Genomic DNA, 21,335 nt, shown 5'->3' with positions numbered 1-21,335 from the left:
ATGCAAATTATTGCACATACAATGGAATATTATGGGGAACAGATATCTTCAGATCTGCATGTCAGTAACTATTCCCCAAATGATTATGAGGAATACAAACGTGTGTATGAGGAATGCTTTTTTGACATGAGGACAGCATTGGGACTTACACCGGTAAATTGCTGTGATAATGAATATGAGCTTTTACAGAAAGCATCTCAAATTTTTTTATTAAGAAGAGAAGGAGCATTGATTGGATCCGTTGCCATTTATGAAAATGAAATAGACGATCTCATTGTGGCAAAAGAATTTCAAGGGCAAGGTTATGGAAGGGAATTATTATTGTTTGCTGTTTCTAAAATGCAGAAGGATGGGGTGAAATCGATATCCCTTCATGTCGCAGACTGGAATCAAAATGCTGTTCAAATCTATCTGAATAACGGTTTTGTGATAGTAAAAACAGAAATTGTCAAATAAAGCAAGCAAATAGAGAGCATATTATTACACTTGGAGGCTAAAATGGAAATCAGAGAATATATGAACTATAATGCAGACGAAATTTTGCGCCTGTATACAGAGGTTGGCTGGACTGCATATACAGAAGATATGTCAGCGTTGGAGCAGGGATATCATAACTCGCTGTTAGTCTTGGCGGCATATGAGAACGAGGAACTGCTTGGAATTATCAGAGTGGTTGGCGATGGATTCACCATTATTTTTATTCAGGATATTTTGGTATATCCGAAAAAGCAAAGACATGGCGTTGGAACAGCGCTGCTCAAAGCTGTTCTTAACCGGTATTCTGCTGTTCGGCAAATCGAGTTGACAACGGACAACACACCTCGAACAGTATCTTTCTATAAATCGCTTGGTTTCTCTGAATTTTCAGAGATAGGCTGTTGTGGATTTATGAGATGTTGATACTTTTCCGAATAGGGGGATAAGGATTACACCTTTTATAAATCAGACGAAGAGCTCCGGGGGACGCGGCTTATATTGTGGAACAAAGTATACATAGATGCTGATAGCAAATCCCTCTTCCGTAGGAGAGGCCTGGATAAGGGAAGTTGGCGATTGGGAAAATAAATAAAAATTTCAGAGTCCCCCACAGAAAGAAAGGAGAACCACAAATGATGAACCTGGTCCAGTTTTTAAAATCCGTGGACGAAACGGCTGCCGCGATGATGAAGGAGGACCTGACGGTATTTCTGCATGATATTGCCCGGACTCTGCCGGAGAAGAAAAGAGAGGATTTTCTGAAGAGATTGAAGGAAAGCTGTGGGAAAAAAGAGATTTTACGGGAAGGTTCGACGGAAGAGTTCGAGCAGAAGAAAAACTTTCTGAAATACCGATTAGAGCGCATCGAAAACTGGGAACTGAGTCTGGAAGGCTGCCTTAACCGGGAATATGATGACTGGTACGACAGTGAAGATGAGCAGTTCCTGTACAGCGATCCGGAGGGCGTGGTGCCTGTGATTGAAGATGCCTGCAGATTTGTACATCGGTGCATAGACCATGAAAACTATGAGGCAGCCAGTGAGATTGCCGGCATTCTGATAGGGCTGGATATTATGGTCGGCGGGGAGTATCAGGATTATACGGATGAACCAATTAATATCAGTCAGCTGGAATACTATCATCTGGGGCATGTGGACTACAAAGCCCTTGTAGTGGATGGAGCTCATGCGGCCTATTGTCTTTCTGCGATTCCGGAGAGAGCCGATGAGCTGTATAGAGTAATTGAAAATTCCGGCAGGAAGGATATTACTCTGGAAATGCTTATGCAGAATGGCAGAGAGCTTCCGGATATGGATGCCTTTCTGCCATTGTGGATAGAATATCTGGGCAGGATAACCACAGACGATGCGGAAAGGCTGCTGCAGGAAGCGCTGGAAATGACGGGAAGTATGGAGCAGTTGCTTGCTAATGCGCGGAAATATTGCGGAGGACATCCGGAGCTTTATGAACAGTATTTGCAGAGCAGCCAGGGAAAAGAAGACACTGTCTTTTTATTGGCAGTGGGAAGAGAAGCGATTGATACTATCAGCAAAAATTATCTTGTCCGCAGCAGGATTGCCCTTCTGACCGGCAGGATTGCTTTGGAATTGAGCAGGCAGGAGGAGGCGGAAGAGTGCTGGCTGGAGGCATTCCGTTCGGATACCAGTGTGGTAAATTATTTCAGATTGTTGATGGAGTGCAGGGATTTTTCCAAAGTAAAAGAAAAGGTAATGCAGATTTATCATCAGGTTCATCCTGTTACGGAAGAGAGTGGGTACTTTTATTCCGCCATACCCAAAAAACAAAATCAGGTAAGTCAGAGAACCGTTTATATGTTAACTTTTCTGGGCAGGGAGTTTTCTTATGTCAGAGAGAATGCCATGAATGTCAGGAGCTCTCTGGGATGGAGCAGTTCTTTTATGAAATGCGGTCTGGCGGCATTTCTTTTATTGTTGACAGAGGATACGGATTTAGGGTCGGGAAACAGGGAAATGCTCAGACAGTTGACGGCGGCAGTAGGGTTCCATAAGGAGGAATATGAAAAAGGTACTCTGAGGGTCATTGAGAAAAGTAATGATGATTGGTTTTGGGAATGTTGGCGTTGCTGGAAAAGAACAATTCTGCTCTCTGACCAGGAGAGGGAGGAACTTTTACAGTGGGTTGAGGGACTGGTTACAAAGCGTGTGAAAGGCATTATGGAAGGGAATCACCGTAAGTATTACGGGGAGTGTGCCGCATATATCGCTGCGCTGGGGGAAGCCCGGGAATCTGCAGGCCAGCGGAACGGAAAGCAGGACATAATGGTGAAATATATGGAACTATATTCCCGGCGAAGTGCTTTTCGGGAAGCGCTGAAGGGATATGGAATGCAGGACTCCCGGAAAAAATAAAAGCCATTGTCAGGCATAGCTTAAGCGGGACATGAAGCAGAAGGAATGAAGATAGAGGAATGAAATATTTTGGGAAACAGGAATTGATTTATAAGGGGTGGTAAAGAAAAATGGGAAAGAAAATAGCAAAGTTCATAGGATGTATTTTTGGGATTCTTATATTGATAGTAGTGGTTTATGTATTATATGTAATGCTGTCCTATACCCGGCTCGAGGACCATCTGGCATTGACATCAGATGCGCCCGGGGATAGCCAGGTTGTAAGGCAGGCAATAGAGTCAGACTCGGACCGGGAATTTTGCATTATCACAGCCAATATCGGCTTTGGCGCGTATGACCAGGAGTTTGACTTTTTCATGGATGGCGGTACAATGTCCTGGGCTCAGAGCAGGGAGCGTGTGGAGGAAAATGTGCGCGGTATGTCTGAAGCGATTGTGGGATATGAGCCGGATTTTCTGTTTCTGCAGGAAGTGGACACGGATGGAACGAGAAGTTATCATGTGGATGAGTATGAGCTGGTAAGGCAGGAATTTCCGTCCTTTGAGACAGTGTATGCACAGAATTATGATTCAGCTTTTCTGTTCTGGCCTTTGTATCAGCCCCATGGCAGGAATGAGGCAGGACTCGTTACTTTATCTATGTATGATATTGCCGCTGCAGAGAGGAGAAGCCTTCCTATATCAGACAGTTTCAGCAAATTTCTGGATTTGGACCGTTGCTATTCCATCAGTAAAATCGCCTGCGAAAATGGCAGGGAGCTGGTGCTTTTCAATGTGCACCTTTCCGCATATGGTGTGGATGCGAGTATCCAGCAGGCGCAGAGGGAAATGCTGTATGGGGATATGGTGGCAGAGTATGAAAAGGGGAATTATGTGATAGTGGGCGGTGATTTCAACCATGATATGACAGGCGATTCCGGGGTGCGGTACGGTAACCAGGTGCAGGCAGTGGAGAGCTGGGCGAAGCCTTTTGATTTCGACTCTGTCCCGGAGGGATTTACGGTGGGTGCCAGAGCACTTGCGGAGGCAGGGGAGTTTGACATGGCGGCCACCTGCCGGGATGCCGGAAGGCCTTATGATGGAACGAATGATCGCTGGGTGTTGGATGCTTTCATTTATTCTGATAATGTGGAAGTATTGGAATATGAGACTGTTGATCTGGACTTTGCCTATTCTGACCATAATCCGGTGCGGATGGTGTTTCGGCTTTTGGGTGTCGGTTCTGCACATGAAGCTTCAGTGCAGAGGTAATAAATTTTTTCTGTGAACTTCACAGCAGGGAAGCAATCTTGAGGGACATCAGCAATGGACATTTGAGATAGACATATAGCTTCAGTAGAAAATGTATAAGGTACAATTGTGGAAGGATGACAAATGGGAGATTATATACTTAAAAAAATCGTCGATCAATCAGTACTGAATGCTGGAATGACGATTCCTGTAGAAAATCATCAGAAGATACTTGAAGAATTAGGTTTAGATCTAAACAAAGGCGATAAACAAAATATTACCATAAAGATTAATAACCATGAATATGCAGCTAAAATTACATGTGTTAATTATAGTGAAAAATATTCTAAGCGTACTGCAATTCAAATCAGATACGCAGAAAAGAGTCCAATTTGTCAGGCATTAAATTCCATTTTTAAGTATAGTGCAGGTAACATAGCCCGAAGAAAAGCAGAGGACTCAGGAAAGAAAAAACAGTTGTCTGTGGAGAAAGAATATATAGAAGTATTTTCTGCAGGTAAGAATACTTTAGAGTTCAAATGCTATTCGAAAGATGCTGCGACACCGGCAGTATTTAGTACAGATGTACTGATCAAACCGGTAATTGAACATTTTCTGAATAACTACATAAAAGCAAAACAGGAGAAACTGGCAGGACATGCGACGGGAATCTATATTCGAAAAGATGCTCCCAAGGCGTTATACCAGACGGGATTGGTAGATCGTGAGAATTATCTGATAACAGGCAGTGTCGGACAGGGCAATTGGGCGACAATCCCCTGGCTCGGCATTTTTGACAGGAACTTCACCACCACGGCAACCCAGGGCGTGTATATCGTATATCTCCTGGCAGCGGATGGCAATTCTCTGTATCTGACTTTTAACCAGGGCTGCACAGGGAATAAAAAGGGGCACTCGAAGAAAGAAGCCATTCGTATAATGCGGGAAAAGGCAAAGGAAATCACCTCTCAAATTGACGGCAGAGGCTTTGCAGCAGATGAAGAGATTGATTTGGGCGAAGGCCTGACGGAATTGGGAGAATTGTATTCGAAGGGAACAATCTTTTACAGAAAATATACGAAGGGGAATGTGCCGGAGGAGGCAGAGCTTCGGGATGATTTGGCCAGAATGATGGAGATTTATCGTGAATACGAAGAGAAAATGTCGGAAAAGCGGAAAGGGGCAACAGATAACAAATCAGACATGGAGTCAGATCTGGAGTCAGATCCTGCATCAGACATCGAAACAGATGACGAGCCGGATATTATACCAGGTGACGAATTGTGGGGAGATGAGGAGCAGGTGGATACAAAGGAAGCGATCTCAGGAATTAAGAAGTATATCGAATCAAAAGGATTTACTTACAGTGGCAATCTGATTGAGAACTTCTATCTCAGCCTGAAGTCGAAGCCATTTGTCATTCTGGCCGGAATCTCCGGAACGGGGAAGACGCGGCTGGTGAAGCTGTTTGCAGAGGCCATAGGAGCTACATCTGCGGAAAGCGGGGGAAACGGACGTTATCAGCTTGTGCCCGTACGTCCGGACTGGTCTGACTCTTCTGATTTGTTTGGACATACGAACCTGAGAGGGGAATTTATTCCCGGGGCAATTACTGATTTTGTAAAAGCGGCAGGCGAACATCCAAAGGTGCCATATTTCCTGTGCCTGGATGAAATGAATCTGGCGAGAGTGGAGTATTATCTCAGTGATTTTCTGTCCGTGATTGAGACCAGAAGGTGGAGTGGGGACAGGATTGTAACGGACCAGATTATCCTGGATAAGGCTGCAGAGAAGGATTATGGCAGGATGAGCCTTCCGGAGAATCTATATGTTGTGGGAACGGTTAATATGGATGAGACAACCTTTCCCTTCAGTAAAAAGGTCCTGGACAGGGCCAATACCATTGAATTCTCCCATGTGAATCTGGAGCTGGAATTTGATGGGGAATCTGATACGGAAACGGATCCGGAAGTCGATTTCATGGGAGATAATCCAGAACCTGTTCTTCTGAGGAACGGATTTCTGAAGGCAGAATATATCGTTTTGAAAACGGATATCAAAAAGGAGCAGCAGGATCTGGCAATTAAGGTCTGCACAGAACTGCAGACCATCAATGACATTCTCCAGAAGGCAAATGCCCATGTGGGATATCGTGTCAGGGATGAGATTGTATTCTACATGCTGAACAATGCTGAGGCCGGTCTGCTGGATTACAGGGATGCCCTGGATAACGAAATCATGCAGAAGCTTCTTCCCCGGATTCAGGGAAGCAGTGCGGCGGTGAAAGAGCTTCTGTGCAGATTATTCCAGAAGTGCGCCGGAGACTACAGCGGATTCATGCAGGATAGTATCTGGAAGCAGATGGAAGCGTATATTGATGGCAGAGACTGCGTATACAGGAATTCTGCAGAGAAAATCTGTTACATGATGAGGAGATACGAAGAGGATGGATTTACTTCCTACTGGCTCTGATAAGGTATTGGAGATTCATACATCAGAAGTAAATATTGTGATCAAGGCTAAGAAGGTCTGGTCGGGAACTTACCTGGAGCAGTCTTCTTCCATTGCAGTCGCCGGAGTTCATTTGAAGAAAATCCATATTCCGGCGGTCGAAGTTCATGGGGAATATCTCGAAAGCGAATCTGCCGGAGACGATAAGGATGGAGCAGAATACGCTCAGTACGAGATTACGGTTTCTCCTTTATTCTTCGAACAGACAGATTATGAGATCATTATAAAAAGCGTGAGCGGCGGCAGAGTATCCTTCTGGAATGAAAATTACCGAATCAGAGAAAAAGTGGGACCGGTCATTGACGGTGATGAATCGTTACTGTCAGGTGTGATTAATTTTGGCAATATGGTGGGCTACTCTGATTTTGAAATCTACCTGGAGGACAGAAAGCATGTAACTATAAGAGTAGAAGTTTTTCCCACAAAGATTTCCTATAAAGAAGACTATCAGATGATGACAGACGATATCTCGGAGATGGCCTGTGAAGTTCTCATTGACTTTATGCAGAAAACATATCAGATGTTCTCTCAGGGGGAAAAGCAGACTACAGTACTGGCCGTTTATTTCCGAATTTTATCCACTGTTTTTGAGCATTATATGAATGAGGTAAACAGAATACTTTCTGAGCCTTATCACAGGCTGATTACAGAGCATGAAGTCGTTCCGGAGCATAAGGCCGGGAAGACAGACAGAGCTTCAGAAAGGTGGCTCATGAGGCATCAGAAATATGTCGCTTATTCCAGCGGGGGAGATCAATGCGGAAAGAGTGCTTGCCGTAAAAAAGCGGATAACTTATGATACTGCAGAGAACAGATTTGTAAAGTTTATCCTGCATTCGACCATCAGGAAACTGGAAGAATTTGTGAAACGGTACGGCAGAAATGTGAAACAGACGGAAGAGAAAGTACTGGCCGATGCGGACAGAATGATGAAAGAGGTAAGGAGAGTACTGAATACAGCGTTTCTCCGGGAAGTATCGGAATATTCCGCCGCTCAGAGTATGTCCCTTGTATTCGGCATGGCGCCCGGATACAGGGAATTATATAAATACTGGCTTATGCTGCAGAGGAGCCTGTCCGTCAACGGGGATGTGTTTAAAATGTCTCCGAAGGATACCGCCCAGCTGTATGAGTACTGGTGCTTCATCAAGCTGTTCAGTCTGTTAAAAAAGGAGTACAGGCTGCTTTCACCGGATATTATCAGGGTGGACAACAGTGGTATCACCGTCACGCTGGTAAAAGGCACAAGGTCCACGGCAAAGTTTATCAATCCTGCCACAGGGGAAGTGATTAAGCTGACATATAATCCGGGAGAAAGTAAGACCCGGACGGTAAATCAGAAGCCGGATAATGTACTGGAACTGGAGAAGAATGGTACACAGGTTTCCTATAAATATGTATTCGACGCAAAGTATCGAATTGAGACGAATCCGGAGAGTACTTTCTATCCGGATACAAAGCCGGGTCCAAAGGTGGATGACATCAATACCATGCATCGATACAGAGATTCCATTGTCTATGAGAATCCCCGGTCCAGATTTATATTTGAGAAGACCATGTTCGGCGCTTACATTTTATTTCCATTAGAGGGTAAGTATGAGGAAGAATACAGGGAACACCGTTTTTATAAAAGTATAGACACGGTAAATATCGGTGGGCTTCCGTTTCTGCCGGGTGCGACGAAGCTGGTTCAGAAGTTGTTGCGTGAGTTGATCAGCGATTCCGGAGAATCGGCTTTCGAGAGAACCTCTCTGCCCCGGGGTATCGAAGAAAGGCTGGCGGCAGTAGACTGGGATAAGAGAGATGTGCTGATAGGAACATTCCGATCTGCAGAACAGTTTCAGATTTGTTTTGAGAAGAATTTCTATTATGTGCCTGCGAAGCAGATTCATGAAAGCAGGTTTCCCATTCATTATGTGGCTTTGTACCAGACCAACAAAATGTTTGGGGAGGGAAAGGGCCAGATCAGGTATTACGGGGAAGTCCTCCGAGTAGAACCGGTGAGACGCGCAGATATCAAAGAGGTGCCTGTGGTAAGGAAGAATGGTGATGAGCCATATTACAAAATTTCAGTACGTCAGTGGAAGGATATCACGGAAATCAATGAATCAAAGAAACCGATTCTTCCGAAAGAATCAGGCTTTGTAGTGGATTTTACGAATCTGTTTCTGCTGGAGCACAGCGAGTGGGTGCAGGAGCTGCGCTTCAAAAGCGAAGCGGAATACAGGTTCTATACAGAGCTGAAACGAAGTGCGAAAGCTGCGGAAATTGCGGAAGACGAAACGGCAGGATTTGTGATGGGCCACAGCCGCTTTGTATTTTCTGACGGAGAGATTCTGGCGTTGAAGGATGGGAAGATTGTGGAGCGAAAGCTGCTGACAGAATTTTCCAGGAGACCGGCGCAGGTATACCGACAGCTGCAGAGTGCAGTTCAGGATTGAGAGGAGTGTGCCTGCCGGAAAGGGTTTCCCTGCTTCTGATACTTACTTATATTGTTAAGCTGTGCAAAATCCCGACATTTGAACGTGTCGGGATTTTATTGTCAGGCCAGGGGCCTGCTTTCATTGATTGAATAGCCATTGATAATAAAAAATGCAGCGTTTTTTGTAAGATTATTGGCATATCCGGGTCTTATAAGTGGGAGGTGAGGAAGTGACTGAATTTGAACAAATATACCAAACCTATTTTAAGGATGTGTATTTGTACCTCAGGCGACTGTCAAATAATGAAAATCTTGCCGAGGAGATAACGAGTGAGACATTTTTTAAGGCGATGCAGTCATTGAGCAGCTTTCGCGGAGAGTGTGATATTCGCGTCTGGCTCTGTCAGATAGCTAAAAATTGTTATTTCTCCTACATGAAGAAGCAACAGCGGTACACAGAAATGGAAGACATGGATACCGTGCTTGAAATGGCTTCGTCAGAAGATATTGAGGCATGGTTTGAAAAAGAAAGTGACGCCATGCAGATTCACTCGTTGTTACACAAATTGCCGGAGCCGTATAAAGAAGTGTTCATGCTGCGGATCTTCGGCGAATTGAGTTTTAAACAGATTGCAGGTATTTTTCAGAAAACGGAAAACTGGGCCTGTGTGACTTTCCACAGGGCAAAGCAGAAAATCTTAGAGAAAATGGAGGAAAATCATGAATAGGGAATGCAATATTGTGAAGGACATTATCTCTCTCTATGTGGAGGATATGGTGAGCAGGGATACCAGGACTTTTATCGAGGAACATCTGGAACACTGTCCGGAGTGCCGCTCTGAACTTGAGCATATTCGTAAACCGGTGGAGCTTGTGACGGACATGAGCGCGGCACCGATAAACGACCTGAAGAAGAAACTGTTTGTCAGGCGAGTACAGACGGTTCTTTTCACCACGGCGCTGGTACTTGCAATTGCAGTATCTGTTTTTGCAATTATGACAGCACCGCGTTTTTTTCCATATTCCCGCAGCTTAGTGCAGGTCACGGAAGGGCAGAACGGTGTGCTGACAATTACCTTTGACAACAGCGTTACGGGGTATGGCTATACCGTAAGAGGCGATAAAGAAAGGGGAACGGAAATTTATTGTATAAACGCGTGGGACACAGTCTGGGATAAGCATATTACTGACCGTGGCCAACAGAATATAGTAATAACGCCCACATCCAATGCTGACATAGCGGTGTACTACGCACAAAATAATGGCTCTGAGGATGTTCTGATCTATGGCCTGAATATGGATGACAATGCAGGCACCGTTACCCTGCCGAGACTGATTTTGATACAGTATTTTGGGATGGCCATGCTTGCGTTGACCATACTCATAATGGCGCGCTTTTTGTTCCGCAGGCGGGAAAAAGTGAAAATATGGCTGAATCGGATCATACCATTTCCGATTGCATATATTTTGGCGCATATCTGCACAAAGGGGATATCCTTTTATTCCTATTCTGCCCAACGTGACTTTTCCATCATCGTTCTTGTTGCAATATTGCTTTACTGTGTCATGCTGGCCGGGGGCAGCCTATACAAAGCGAAAAAGGAGAGGAAATCATGAGCGGGAAAAGCCGGCTCAGTGTATCCCGCTCTCAACCCACTTGAATTGCAGTTGCTATTACGAAGTACTGTGCGGTATAATGATAAAACAGAAAGCAACAATACTGCTCTGCCGGTAATGACTCAGGGTGTAACGGTGCAGACAGGGAACCGAAGGGCGGTTACAGTTCAGGATACTTTAGGATAAAGGGGAATGTCAGCAATGAACGAATTACAGAAGAAATACTTCGAGGCGCTTTCCGGAGACCGTGCGGAAAGTGCGGATATGCTTGAAAAGCCTTCCATGCGGGGAATTAAGAACAGTGTGGTGGAAAAGTATTCTGACCAGGCGCATTTTATCTATGAATTGCTGCAGAATGCGGATGATGCGGAAGCCACCAGGGCCAGATTTCTGCTGGAATCGGATCGGCTGATATTTGCCCACAATGGAACCAGGCAGTTTTCCGTGACGGACCCGGCATATGAGGATCGGGATTCCGGGGAGGGCAGGCTGGGAGATATCAATGCCATCACCTCCATTGCCAATTCCAATAAAACAGAAGCTTCCATCGGGAAGTTCGGGGTAGGATTTAAGGCTGTATTTCAGTATACGTCCACACCTCATATTTACACTCCGGAGTTCCGTTTCAAAATAGAGCGTTTTATTGTGCCGACTTTACTGGAAGCCGATTTTCCGGGACGCCGCGAAGAAGAGACTCTGTTTGTCTTTCCCTTTGATCATCCGGAGAGGGACGCCGGCCAGACCCGTGAAGATATAGCTGACAAGCTGACAAAGCTGTCTTTTCCATTATTATTTCTGTCCGGTCTGAAGGAGATCGAGTTTGCATTTGGGGATGTTCTCGGGCTGTATGGCAAGCATATAAAAAAGGTGTATACATATGGGGAGACCACCTGTGAATATATAAGCCTGATGCAGAACAGGGGGGAGGATCTGCACGATGAAAATTTATGGCTTTTTTCACGTTCGGACGAATGTGGACGGAGGTATTCCGTGGGCTTTTTTACGGATGCGGAAGGGCATCTGCGTCCGGTAAAGGAGCCGGCATTCTGCTTTTTTCCCACGAAAGAAGTCACCGGGTTGAACTTCATACTTCACGCGCCGTTCCTTTTGACGGACAGCCGGGAAGGGATTCGGGCCGGCGTGCCCCATAATGATGAAATGCTCCGGCTGCTGGCCGGGCTTGCGGCGGACGCAGTGGTATTGCTGAAAGAGATCGGCGGGAGAGAATCGATTCGCCTGATTGAGGATACCATTCTTACAATCATACCGGTGAATCCGGAGGAATTCAGCGATCCGGCGGACCGGGGAAAGGTGTCTTTCCTGCCGTTCTATCAGGCTGTCAGGGAAATGTTCGAGAAGACGGCGATTCTTCCTGGCGCGGAAGGATATGCGGCTTCGGAGAATGCGTACTGGGCGGCAGTGCAGCAGCTTCCACAGTTGTTCTCCAACGAGCAGTTGAGAGATATCTGTGGGAACGAGAATGCGCAGTGGGTATTCGTGACGCAGGGTCGAGACGAAGTACAACGTGTTGACAAGGCGCTGTTCGCATATATGGATTCTCTGGTGAAGACGAATCTCAGCGAGGATGTGATTATCAATGGCCGCTCCAGAGGCTTTACTTCCCGTGTCGGCGTCAGGCAGGCGCCTGTAAATATAAAGGGGATCACGGCGGAATTCATTGAGGCGCAGTCTATAGAGTGGCTGCATGGGTTTTATAAGTGGCTGTTCGAAACCCGGCACAGGACGGAAATTGTGAAAAACAAGCCGATTTTCCCGGACCAGAACGGCAGGGCGGTACCTGCTTTCGACAAGGAAGGACAGCCGATTCTGTTCCTGCCGGTAAAAGACATAACCGGTTATACGGTGGTGCATCCGGATTTACTGAAAAATCCTGACACCCGTAAATTCATAGATACCGTTGGAATCAGACAGCCGTCGCTGAAGGACCAGATTTACAATATCGTTCTGCCTCAGTATGCTGAAGACGATGAGATAGATACTGCGCCGCATTTTATGCTGTTCTTCAAATATTTCTGTAAATGTTCCAATGATGAAGTCGATACCTTTATTGAAATGATCAAAGACTGCGAATTCCTCACGTATTATGACACCGAAGACAGTCAGATATATCGCGGTGTGGCAGACACTATATATCTGCCTGTTCCGGATATAAAAGCCTTTCTGGAGACAAAAGCAGGAGTGCGATTTCTGGAACTGGAAGAATACAGGGAGCTTGTAGATCCGAAGGAGGAAGAATTGCTCCTGACATTTCTGAAGAAACTTGGCGTAAGGCAGGAAATTGCCCTGATTACCACAGAGATTGATTTCACATCCGGGGACAGGAATGACCTTCCGCATCCGTATTCCACACGGGGGCACAAATGGAAAGAGACTACCATCGAGGGCTGCAGGGAAATCGTTGCATGTATTGCGGAGGAGCAGGACAGGGAAAAGTCGATTCTGCTCTGGAATTGCCTGTTGCATATAATTGAGACGAAATGTGGTACCTGGCGTCACAGGAATTTATCTATGCTTTTGACAGGAATCTGCAGCTACTTTTACTATTCACCTCAGACAGAACGTTTCCCGTCGTCAGATGCCGTTCTGCTGCGGAACAGTAAATGGCTGGTAAATGAAGAGAATGAATTTGTGCTTCCTCAGGAAGTAACCAGAAGCTCTCTGTCTGCTGTCTATGATGTGTCGTCCGAGTATGCGGAGGAGCTGCTGGATTTTCTGAAGATCCCATATGCGGAAGAAGGAACGGAAGAGCCGGAACACGACGACAGTAATCTGACTGAGGAGCAGCGGCAGAAGATTCTGCTTGCGGATAAATTAAGGGAATATGGGATAGGCAATGAGGCTGATTTAGAGGAATTCAGAGCGTTCATGCGCCGGAGAGGGGAACAGAAGCGTGCGGAAGAACCGGCACAGGTGGATGAGGGCTTTGGCAATGGGGACGGTAAGGAAGCGGCTGCTGTGGTAAAAGATATTCTGCGCCGTACCGGAGGCACTTCGGCGGGAGGTATGGCTGGCGAGGGCCATGAAAGCGGACTTGAGCAGGACAATGACGCAGACTGGGATGAACTTATGCCGTCTTCTGTGGACTACAGCAGGAAGATTGAACAGGCAAAGCAGAAAAGTGCGGCCGAAATTGACAGAATTATATATTATGAGGAACTGCAGAAGAAAGCGCTGAGCGCCGGGAAGTATACATTTGCATGGTTTAACGCGCTGATGGAAATGGAGAGTATCAACAGCGGCGAGGCGAATTCCAACAGCAGAGAGGTGTCAATCAGCTTTGGAAAGGTAGAAAAAGAGCCCGGAACAAAGCGCACATTGCTTCTGAAATATCCGAACCGGTATATTCCGCAGTTTATGGAGGACCTTACAGATATCCCGCTGGTGCTTCACACGAAGGTACAGACCCGGACGGCGGTCATTGAAGTGGCCAGCGTGAAATCCTATACTCTGCGGGTGAAATTAAAAAATGGTGCGGATATAGAAGGACTTGACCTTTCCACAGTAACGGCGGCGACCATTGATGCGAAGAGTCCGGCGTTTCTGCTGGAAGAGCTGAGAAAACAGTTTGCAGAGCTTCCATATGCCGATGATTTTAATATGCAGGAGCAGCTCTGCCGGAATATAGAATTTATCTTCGGTCCTCCCGGCACAGGGAAAACCACACATCTGGCGAAAAATGTGCTTTTGCCTCTGATGAAGGAGAAGGAGGGGTGTAAAGTTCTTGTCCTGACGCCCACCAACAAATCTGCGGATGTCCTGACCCGCAGGATTATGGAGGTTTCAGGGACGGACCACTCCTATGAAGACTGGCTGGTCCGATTCGGTGCCACCGGAGACGAGGAAATCGAGCAGAGTCCCGTATACAGGGACAAAACCTTTGATATTCGCAGGCCTTTCCGAACGGTTACAATAACGACCATTGCCCGGTTTCCCTATGACTTTTTCATGCCGCCCGGTGAGAGAATTTTCCTCCGGGGGATCAGGTGGGATTATATTGTGATGGATGAGGCCTCCATGATTTCTCTGGCTAATATAGTGTATCCGCTTTACCGGAAAACGCCGGAGAAATTCATTATAGCCGGCGACCCGTTCCAGATTGAGCCGATTACTTCCGTTGATTTGTGGAAAAATGAGAATATTTATACCATGGTACAGCTGGATACTTTTGTACAGCCGAAGACCATACCTCATCCGTATAAGGTAGAACTTTTGACCACACAATACAGGAGCATTCCGGATATCGGGGGCATATTCAGCCGTTTTGCTTACGGCGGAATTCTAAAGCATTATCGTTCGGCAAAAAGCCGGAAGCCGCTCATAGCAGACAGGGGGCCGGATATAAAGACATTAAATATCATCAAATATCCGGTCAGCAGGTACGAGAGCATTTACAGGGCAAAACGCCTGCAGCACAGCAGCGCCTATCAGGTGTATTCGGCATTGTTTACCTTTGAATATGTGTGTCATCTGTGCCGTTCGATTGCGGCCCATTATCCGGACAGCCTGTATAAGATCGGTATCATTGCACCCTATCGGGCTCAGTCGGATATGATTGAGAAGCTGATGGCCTCGGAGGAATTACCCCGGGAGACAGATGTACAGGTGGGCACGATTCATGGATTTCAGGGAGATGAATGCGACATTGTTTTTGCTGTATTTAACACACCGCCGAATATATCAGTATCTGGAGAGATGTTCCTGAACAAACGCAATATAATCAATGTATCCATCAGTCGGGCAAGAGACTATCTGTTTATCGTGATGCCGGACGACAATACGGAGAACATTGAGAATCTGCGGCTGGTAAGGCGTGTGGAACGTCTGATCAAGCGTACGAATGCATGGAATGAATTCCTGACCAAAGACCTGGAAGAGCTGATGTTCGGGGACCCGCAATACCTGGAGAACAATGCATTCTCCACCGGCCATCAGAGCGTGAATGTCTATGGACTGCCGGAGAAATGCTATGAAGTGCGCACGGAGGATAATGCCGTGGATGTGCAGATCCATAAGAAATAAAACAATGAAACAGAATCTGGAGGAAGGTATGGACTTCAAAGCGCTTTTACAGACAGCCGAATATGACTTTATCCGCAGCAATGAACGCCTGGGGAGAAGAATCCTGCTCCTGGGAGTGGGCGGGAGTTATGCCTATGGGACCAATAACGAGGGCAGTGATATTGACCTTCGGGGAGTGACCCTGCAGCTGCCGTCAGACTTAATCGGTCTGACTGAGTTTGAACAGTATGAGGATGACAGGACGGATACTGTCATCTATGGGTTTAATAAGCTTGTGAAGCTTCTATTGGACTGCAATCCCAATACCTGCGAGATACTTGGACTGGAGGGAGACCAGTATCTGATTCAGTCGCAGCTGGGGCACGAGCTGATTGAGAACAGCAGTCTATTCCTGTCAAAACGGGCCATCAAATCGTTCGGAGGCTATGCGGATGCTCAGCTGCGTCGTCTGCAGAATGCGATTGCCAGGGATGCACTGCCCCAGAGTGACAGAGAGAAGCATATCCTGAAATCTGTGATGAACGCGCTGGATGATTTCAACAGGCGATACGCCGGGAAGGAGACAGGCAGTATAAGGCTGTACATTGACAGTGCTGAAAATCCGAAACTGGACACGGAGATCTTTATAGATGCGGCGTATAAGCATTTCCCTCTTCGCGATTATGCGGATTTGTGGGGAACCATGCGGACTGTTGTGCGGGATTATGAAAGGATAGGGAAGCGCAATAAAAAGAAAGACGGGAACCATTTGAACAAGCATGCGATGCACTTAATCCGGCTGTTTATGATGGCCATAGACATCCTGGAGAAGGGGGAGATTATTACCCGTCGGCGAGACGATCTGCCGCTTCTGCTCGCAATCCGCAGAGGAGACTATATGCTGCAGGACGGCACCTTTTCGCCGGAATTTTATGAGGTGCTTGAAGAATACGAACGCCGGCTGGATGAGGCTGCGAAGAATACGAAACTGCCGGACAATCCGGATATGGAGAGCGTGGAAAGGTTCGTGGAGCGTGTGAACAGATACGCTGTAACGGGGGAACTGGTATGAGAAATGTTGAACAGGAAATCAACGACAAATTGAATGAGATAGAAGAAAGAGAAGAAGTCCGAATTCTCCACGCCGTTGAATCGGGAAGCCGGGCATGGGGATTTGCGTCCCCGGACAGTGACTATGATGTAAGATTTGTCTATGTCAGGCCGGAAGCGGACTACCTTCGGCTGGATGAACCGAAAGATGTGATAGAGTGGCAGCTTGATGAGGTGCTCGACATAAACGGCTGGGACTTAAAGAAGGCTTTGCGGCAGTTTGCAAGAGGAAATGCCACCCTTTTCGAGTGGAGTGGTTCACCCATAGTATATCGTACGACAAGGGAATGGGAGAGGATCAGGGAAGTGTCCAGGCAGTATTTTTCCGAAAAAGCGGCAGTTTATCATTATTATGGCACGGCAAACAGTACCTTACGGGAGTATTTGCAGGGTGATGCTGTGCGATATAAGAAGTATTTTTATGCGCTTCGTCCCCTTCTGGCGGCACGGTATATTGAGCAGTATCATGAAGCGCCGCCGGTATTATTTGATGAGCTGCTGAAACTGGAGCTTCCCGGGGATCTGCGGAATGGGATAGATACGCTTCTGGAAGTGAAGAAACGCACTGTAGAAGGGGAGAAGAATCCGCAGATTCCGGTGATCAGAGATTTCATTGAGAAGGAAACTGCCCTGCAGAAGGAACTGGCGGACAGGCTTGCAGATGACCATAACAGGGACTGGACAGCATTGAATCGAGTGTTCAGGGAAGTGATAGATTTATGGGAGGAGCGAATATGACAGCGAATCAGAAGGAATGGGCGGAGGAAAAGAAAAGGCTTGTTGATACCGTAAAAAGTCTGGGCTTTCCCGGAGAACTGGGAGAGGCGGTTGCGAAGAACCTGGGAAGTCCGAAAGCCATGAAGAGAATGGTGGGGTATCTGGAGAGTGTAAGGCCTCAAAGTGCGGAACTGGTAGTGGATGAGATGCTTGCCATCTGCAGTGAAATCAGCGCGTGGAAGGCGAAAAAAGCCGGGCGGAATTTATAAGGGCATGCTACAGCGTAATATTTAACGTGCAGAGTTCCTCTTTTTTCGTTGATGTTTTATGAAAAACAGAATATAATAAGGGCGGACCATTGCCGGAGACAGGCTCAGAAAGGATAACAGGAATGACCGCAAAAGAAACCTTAAAGACCTATTTTGGATATGATTCCTTCCGGTCCGGACAGGAAAGTATAATCGAAGCAATCATGGCGGGGCGCGACAGCCTTGCAATCATGCCCACGGGAGCAGGCAAGTCTATATGTTATCAGATTCCGGCGCTGATGCTGCCCGGTATTACCCTGGTGATATCGCCGCTCATTTCCCTGATGCAGGATCAGGTAAAGGCACTGAACGATGCGGGCATTCACGCGGCATTTATTAATTCTTCTCTCACGGAGGCTCAGATCGGCAAAGCATTAAGCCGGGCGGCAGCAGGTGCATACAAGATCATATATGTGGCGCCGGAGCGGCTGGAAAGTTATGGCTTTATGGAATTTGCCGGCAGTGTGGATATCTCCATGGTAACCGTCGATGAGGCTCATTGCATTTCTCAGTGGGGTCAGGATTTCAGGCCCGGTTATCTGAAGATCGTGGATTTTATCAGAAATCTTCCCGGGAGACCTGTTGTCAGTGCGTTTACGGCCACGGCCACAGAAGAGGTAAAAGAAGACATTCTGTGCGCGCTGCAGCTTCTAAACCCCAGTGTGACAGTGACAGGCTTTGACAGGGAAAATCTGTATTACAGTGTGGAAAATATCCGCAGGAAAGAGGATTTTGTCATTGATTATATAGAGAAACATTCCCGGGAAAGCGGGATTATTTACTGCGCTACCAGGAAAAGTGTGGACAACCTTTTTGCGGTACTGTATCAAAAAGGTGTGCCGGTTACCAGGTATCATGCTGGTATTGACAATGAAACCAGGAAGAAAAACCAGGAGGATTTCATATATGATCGAATGCCGGTCATGGTGGCAACCAACGCCTTCGGCATGGGCATTGACAAATCCAATGTGAGATATGTAATCCATTACAACATGCCTCAAAGCATGGAGAATTACTACCAGGAAGCAGGACGCGCCGGGCGGGACGGAGAGCCCGCCCAGTGTATTCTGCTTTTTTCGGCACAGGATATCATCATTAATAAGTTCCTGCTGGAGAAGAAAGACTTCTCCGACCTGGAGGAAGAAGATGTGGAGCTGGTAAAGCAGAGGGATATTCGCCGCCTGCAGATTATGGAAGCATACTGCAGGACTACGGCCTGTCTTAGGACTACAATTCTGAATTATTTCGGAGAAAAGGCTGCCGGGCCCTGCAACAATTGCGGTAACTGCCACAGGGAGTACAGGGAAGAGGACATGACAGCAGAAGCAAAATGGGTTATTAACTGTGTGGCGGAGACAAAGGGACGTTACGGACTGACCATAGTGCTGGGAACTCTGATGGGAGCCGACAGGGCGAGACTGCGGGAGCTGGGCACGGTGAATTACAGGTCCTATGGGGCGTTAAAGGACAGAAACGAAGCTTTGCTGCGCAGCCTGATCAGCCAGATGATAGAAGAGGGGTATCTGTACCAGACGAAGGACCAGTACAGTGTGTTGAAAATAGGTGATATCTCAAGGTTAAGAGATGAAAATGCCCATGTGATAATGCACATTTATGAAGAGAAAGGGCAGAAAGAATCCGACCGGAGGGAAAATGTCCGGAAGAGAAGTACAGATGCGCTTACGGCGGCAGGATATGATCTGTTTGAAGAGTTGCGGAAGCTCCGGCTTGAAATCGCGAGGGAGGAAGGTCTTCCGCCGTATATCATTTTTAATGACAGGACGCTGATTGATATGTGCGTGAAGCTGCCTGAGACTCCGGATGATTTACTGAAGGTATCCGGCGTGGGCAAAAGGAAGAGCGAAAAATATGGGGACACTTTCATAAATGCCATAGCGGTGTTTATGGAGACGCATCCGGATGCTGTCATCAGCATGCGGAGTCAGGGCAGCCAGGAGAACGAGGAAAAGAAACCCTTTGACAGAGCGGAATATAATCGGTCAAAGAACCGCCCGGATGGAGCAGGGGCGTCCTGGAACGAGGAGGAAGACGCAAGGCTGGACCAGGAATACAAGTCAGGGATGAAGATATCGGAAATCGCCCGGCTGCACAGCAGGACCCCGGGAGGTATCCGGGCCAGGCTGAAAAGGCATGGGTTGATTGAGTGAAATTAGTTAATTAGACATTAAACGGTTATTTCAATAAATAAAAAAGAAGGTACATATTAACTTGGGAATGTGTAACTTGTTTATAAATAAAGATGAACACAATAAATAAATAATAAAAAGGGGAAGTATAATGGGAAAAATTTATAATTTACGAGAAGCAACTATGCTAATATGGGAAACTGTTAAAATAACAGAAGAGCAAGGTGGAGGGATAAAGCACTGGTATATCTCTCACAGGGGGATTGGGAAATAGCAAGAAAAGAAATCAGCAATATTGAATTTAGTGTAGAAGAAGCGGTAAAGTGGTGGAGCCAGGAGGAGATAATAGGGAAAGAAGAAAAATGTTCGGTTTTGCTATTATTGTTGTTGCAAGGTAAAATAGGTACAGCTCATGAGGAATTCAGAGAGATTCGAACAGCAATGTGAAAAAAGGAAAATCAAGCAATATATGAAAGTATGTCTTAAACCAAGGATAAAAACCCCAGAATTAGATAAAGGATTGAGATATTAATGTTGGATTAAAGTAAAATTTCAAGAAGGGTGATGCATTTAATTTGTTCATTTGGGAACCGAGGATATAGGGAGGTATATACAAATGAGCAAGTTAATCCCTATAGACATTACAGGCATTAGCAAAACAGAGGATATTATGAATAAATGTCATGATGTTTTCAAAGCCACTTTGGCGCTAAAAGAAGATAAACCACAGTTAAATGGAAAAGAAGTATTAGTACCATTGAAGTGGTTGGATTATAAGGCGGAAACATTTTGGCATTCGGCAAGTATAGAGTTAAAACAAAGGTTAGATATTTTGCCATGTAATAATGATATTACATCTGCTCTATGCAATAATAATTGTTTGCTGGAAATAGACTATATTATGCTGAATGGCATAAAAAGAGAAAAGTGTATATATCGAGCGGTCAGAGTAAATTGGATCCGGGCAGTTCTTGAAATGTGTAATGATAACGATCCTCGAATTAAATATTGGGAAAAAATTCATTCATCTAATAAAAGGAACCGTATTTATTTGAGATATGAAGAAGAGGAAGTAGATTTTTTGGTTATTTTAGAAGATATAAGTGAAAAAAGAGTAAGATTTATCACTGCTTATCCTATTTTCTTTCTTAGTGCAAAAAGAGACTATGAAAATGACTATCATAATTATCAAAAAATAAAAAGCCGGTAATCGCTATGCGAAAACCGGATTCTCCTTCTAAACATGTTAGATGAGTTAATTTTATTATAGCAAATGTCGCGACAAAGTCAACAGATTTTACGAAAATTTAAGAGCTCCAAATTTTACGAAAATTCTGTTACAATATATTATGCACAATGAAATTAATGAGATACATAAAAATGAAAGC

General features: G+C 45.9%; 16 protein-coding genes. All 16 read left to right on the top strand.

The window, feature by feature from the left end:
- The 16 genes from NSB25_RS03190 to NSB25_RS03115 all read left to right on the top strand — a co-directional run bounded on the left by NSB25_RS03190 (window position 1) and on the right by NSB25_RS03115 (window position 21,157).
- Complete coding sequence (locus NSB25_RS03190; protein ID WP_103237751.1) at window positions 1-456, top strand: GNAT family N-acetyltransferase; 456 nt, start codon at window positions 1-3, stop codon at window positions 454-456.
- 42 nt (window positions 457-498) lie between these two features.
- Window positions 499-900 (top strand): GNAT family N-acetyltransferase, encoded by a 402-nt coding sequence (locus tag NSB25_RS03185; protein ID WP_103237752.1) that lies wholly within the window; start codon window positions 499-501, stop codon window positions 898-900.
- Window positions 901-1,109: 209 nt separating this feature from the next.
- Window positions 1,110-2,867 carry a hypothetical protein gene (locus NSB25_RS03180; protein WP_103237753.1) on the top strand — a complete coding sequence of 586 codons (1,758 nt, stop codon included), beginning with the start codon at window positions 1,110-1,112 and terminating at the stop codon, window positions 2,865-2,867.
- Between the two features lie 110 nt (window positions 2,868-2,977).
- Window positions 2,978-4,117 carry an endonuclease/exonuclease/phosphatase family protein gene (locus NSB25_RS03175; RefSeq protein WP_103237754.1) on the top strand — a complete coding sequence of 380 codons (1,140 nt, stop codon included), beginning with the start codon at window positions 2,978-2,980 and terminating at the stop codon, window positions 4,115-4,117.
- Between the two features lie 462 nt (window positions 4,118-4,579).
- Window positions 4,580-6,568, top strand: a complete 1,989-nt coding sequence (locus tag NSB25_RS03170; RefSeq protein WP_242982273.1) for an MrcB family domain-containing protein — start codon at window positions 4,580-4,582, stop codon at window positions 6,566-6,568.
- The gene (locus NSB25_RS03165) at window positions 6,543-7,406 is read left to right on the top strand and encodes a DUF2357 domain-containing protein (RefSeq protein WP_103237755.1); all 864 of its coding nucleotides are present in this window, start codon (window positions 6,543-6,545) and stop codon (window positions 7,404-7,406) included. Before NSB25_RS03170 ends, NSB25_RS03165 begins: the two co-directional genes overlap by 26 nt.
- Window positions 7,336-9,048 carry a DUF2357 domain-containing protein gene (locus NSB25_RS03160; protein ID WP_103237756.1) on the top strand — a complete coding sequence of 571 codons (1,713 nt, stop codon included), beginning with the start codon at window positions 7,336-7,338 and terminating at the stop codon, window positions 9,046-9,048. The genes NSB25_RS03165 and NSB25_RS03160 overlap by 71 nt, the downstream gene beginning before the upstream one ends.
- Window positions 9,049-9,259: 211 nt before the next feature.
- Window positions 9,260-9,757 (top strand): RNA polymerase sigma factor, encoded by a 498-nt coding sequence (locus NSB25_RS03155; protein WP_103237757.1) that lies wholly within the window; start codon window positions 9,260-9,262, stop codon window positions 9,755-9,757.
- On the top strand, window positions 9,750-10,646 hold the full coding sequence (locus tag NSB25_RS03150; RefSeq protein ID WP_103237758.1) for a zf-HC2 domain-containing protein: 897 nt from the start codon (window positions 9,750-9,752) through the stop codon (window positions 10,644-10,646). Before NSB25_RS03155 ends, NSB25_RS03150 begins: the two co-directional genes overlap by 8 nt.
- A gap of 201 nt (window positions 10,647-10,847) precedes the next feature.
- Window positions 10,848-15,686: a DEAD/DEAH box helicase gene (locus NSB25_RS03145; protein ID WP_103237759.1), complete on the top strand. Its 4,839-nt coding sequence runs from the start codon at window positions 10,848-10,850 to the stop codon at window positions 15,684-15,686.
- 4 nt (window positions 15,687-15,690) lie between these two features.
- Window positions 15,691-16,737: a nucleotidyltransferase domain-containing protein gene (locus NSB25_RS03140; RefSeq protein WP_330405983.1), complete on the top strand. Its 1,047-nt coding sequence runs from the start codon at window positions 15,691-15,693 to the stop codon at window positions 16,735-16,737.
- A complete protein-coding gene (locus NSB25_RS03135) occupies window positions 16,734-17,513 on the top strand; it encodes a nucleotidyltransferase domain-containing protein (RefSeq protein WP_103237760.1) in 780 nt (259 codons plus the stop codon). The genes NSB25_RS03140 and NSB25_RS03135 overlap by 4 nt, the downstream gene beginning before the upstream one ends.
- Entirely contained in the window at window positions 17,510-17,761 is a 252-nt protein-coding gene (locus NSB25_RS03130; RefSeq protein ID WP_103237761.1) for a hypothetical protein, read from the top strand. The genes NSB25_RS03135 and NSB25_RS03130 overlap by 4 nt, the downstream gene beginning before the upstream one ends.
- A gap of 122 nt (window positions 17,762-17,883) precedes the next feature.
- Window positions 17,884-19,968: a DNA helicase RecQ gene (recQ, locus tag NSB25_RS03125; protein ID WP_103237762.1), complete on the top strand. Its 2,085-nt coding sequence runs from the start codon at window positions 17,884-17,886 to the stop codon at window positions 19,966-19,968.
- Between the two features lie 130 nt (window positions 19,969-20,098).
- Complete coding sequence (locus NSB25_RS03120; RefSeq protein ID WP_257479221.1) at window positions 20,099-20,221, top strand: hypothetical protein; 123 nt, start codon at window positions 20,099-20,101, stop codon at window positions 20,219-20,221.
- Between the two features lie 342 nt (window positions 20,222-20,563).
- Window positions 20,564-21,157 carry a hypothetical protein gene (locus NSB25_RS03115; protein WP_103237763.1) on the top strand — a complete coding sequence of 198 codons (594 nt, stop codon included), beginning with the start codon at window positions 20,564-20,566 and terminating at the stop codon, window positions 21,155-21,157.
- Window positions 21,158-21,335 lie beyond the last annotated feature (178 nt).

This window comes from Acetatifactor muris (assembly GCF_024623325.1).
In the GTDB taxonomy this organism is placed as follows: domain Bacteria; phylum Bacillota; class Clostridia; order Lachnospirales; family Lachnospiraceae; genus Acetatifactor; species Acetatifactor muris.
The sequence above is the reverse complement of the archived record's forward strand: the minus strand, read 5'-3'. Positions and strand labels throughout refer to the sequence as shown.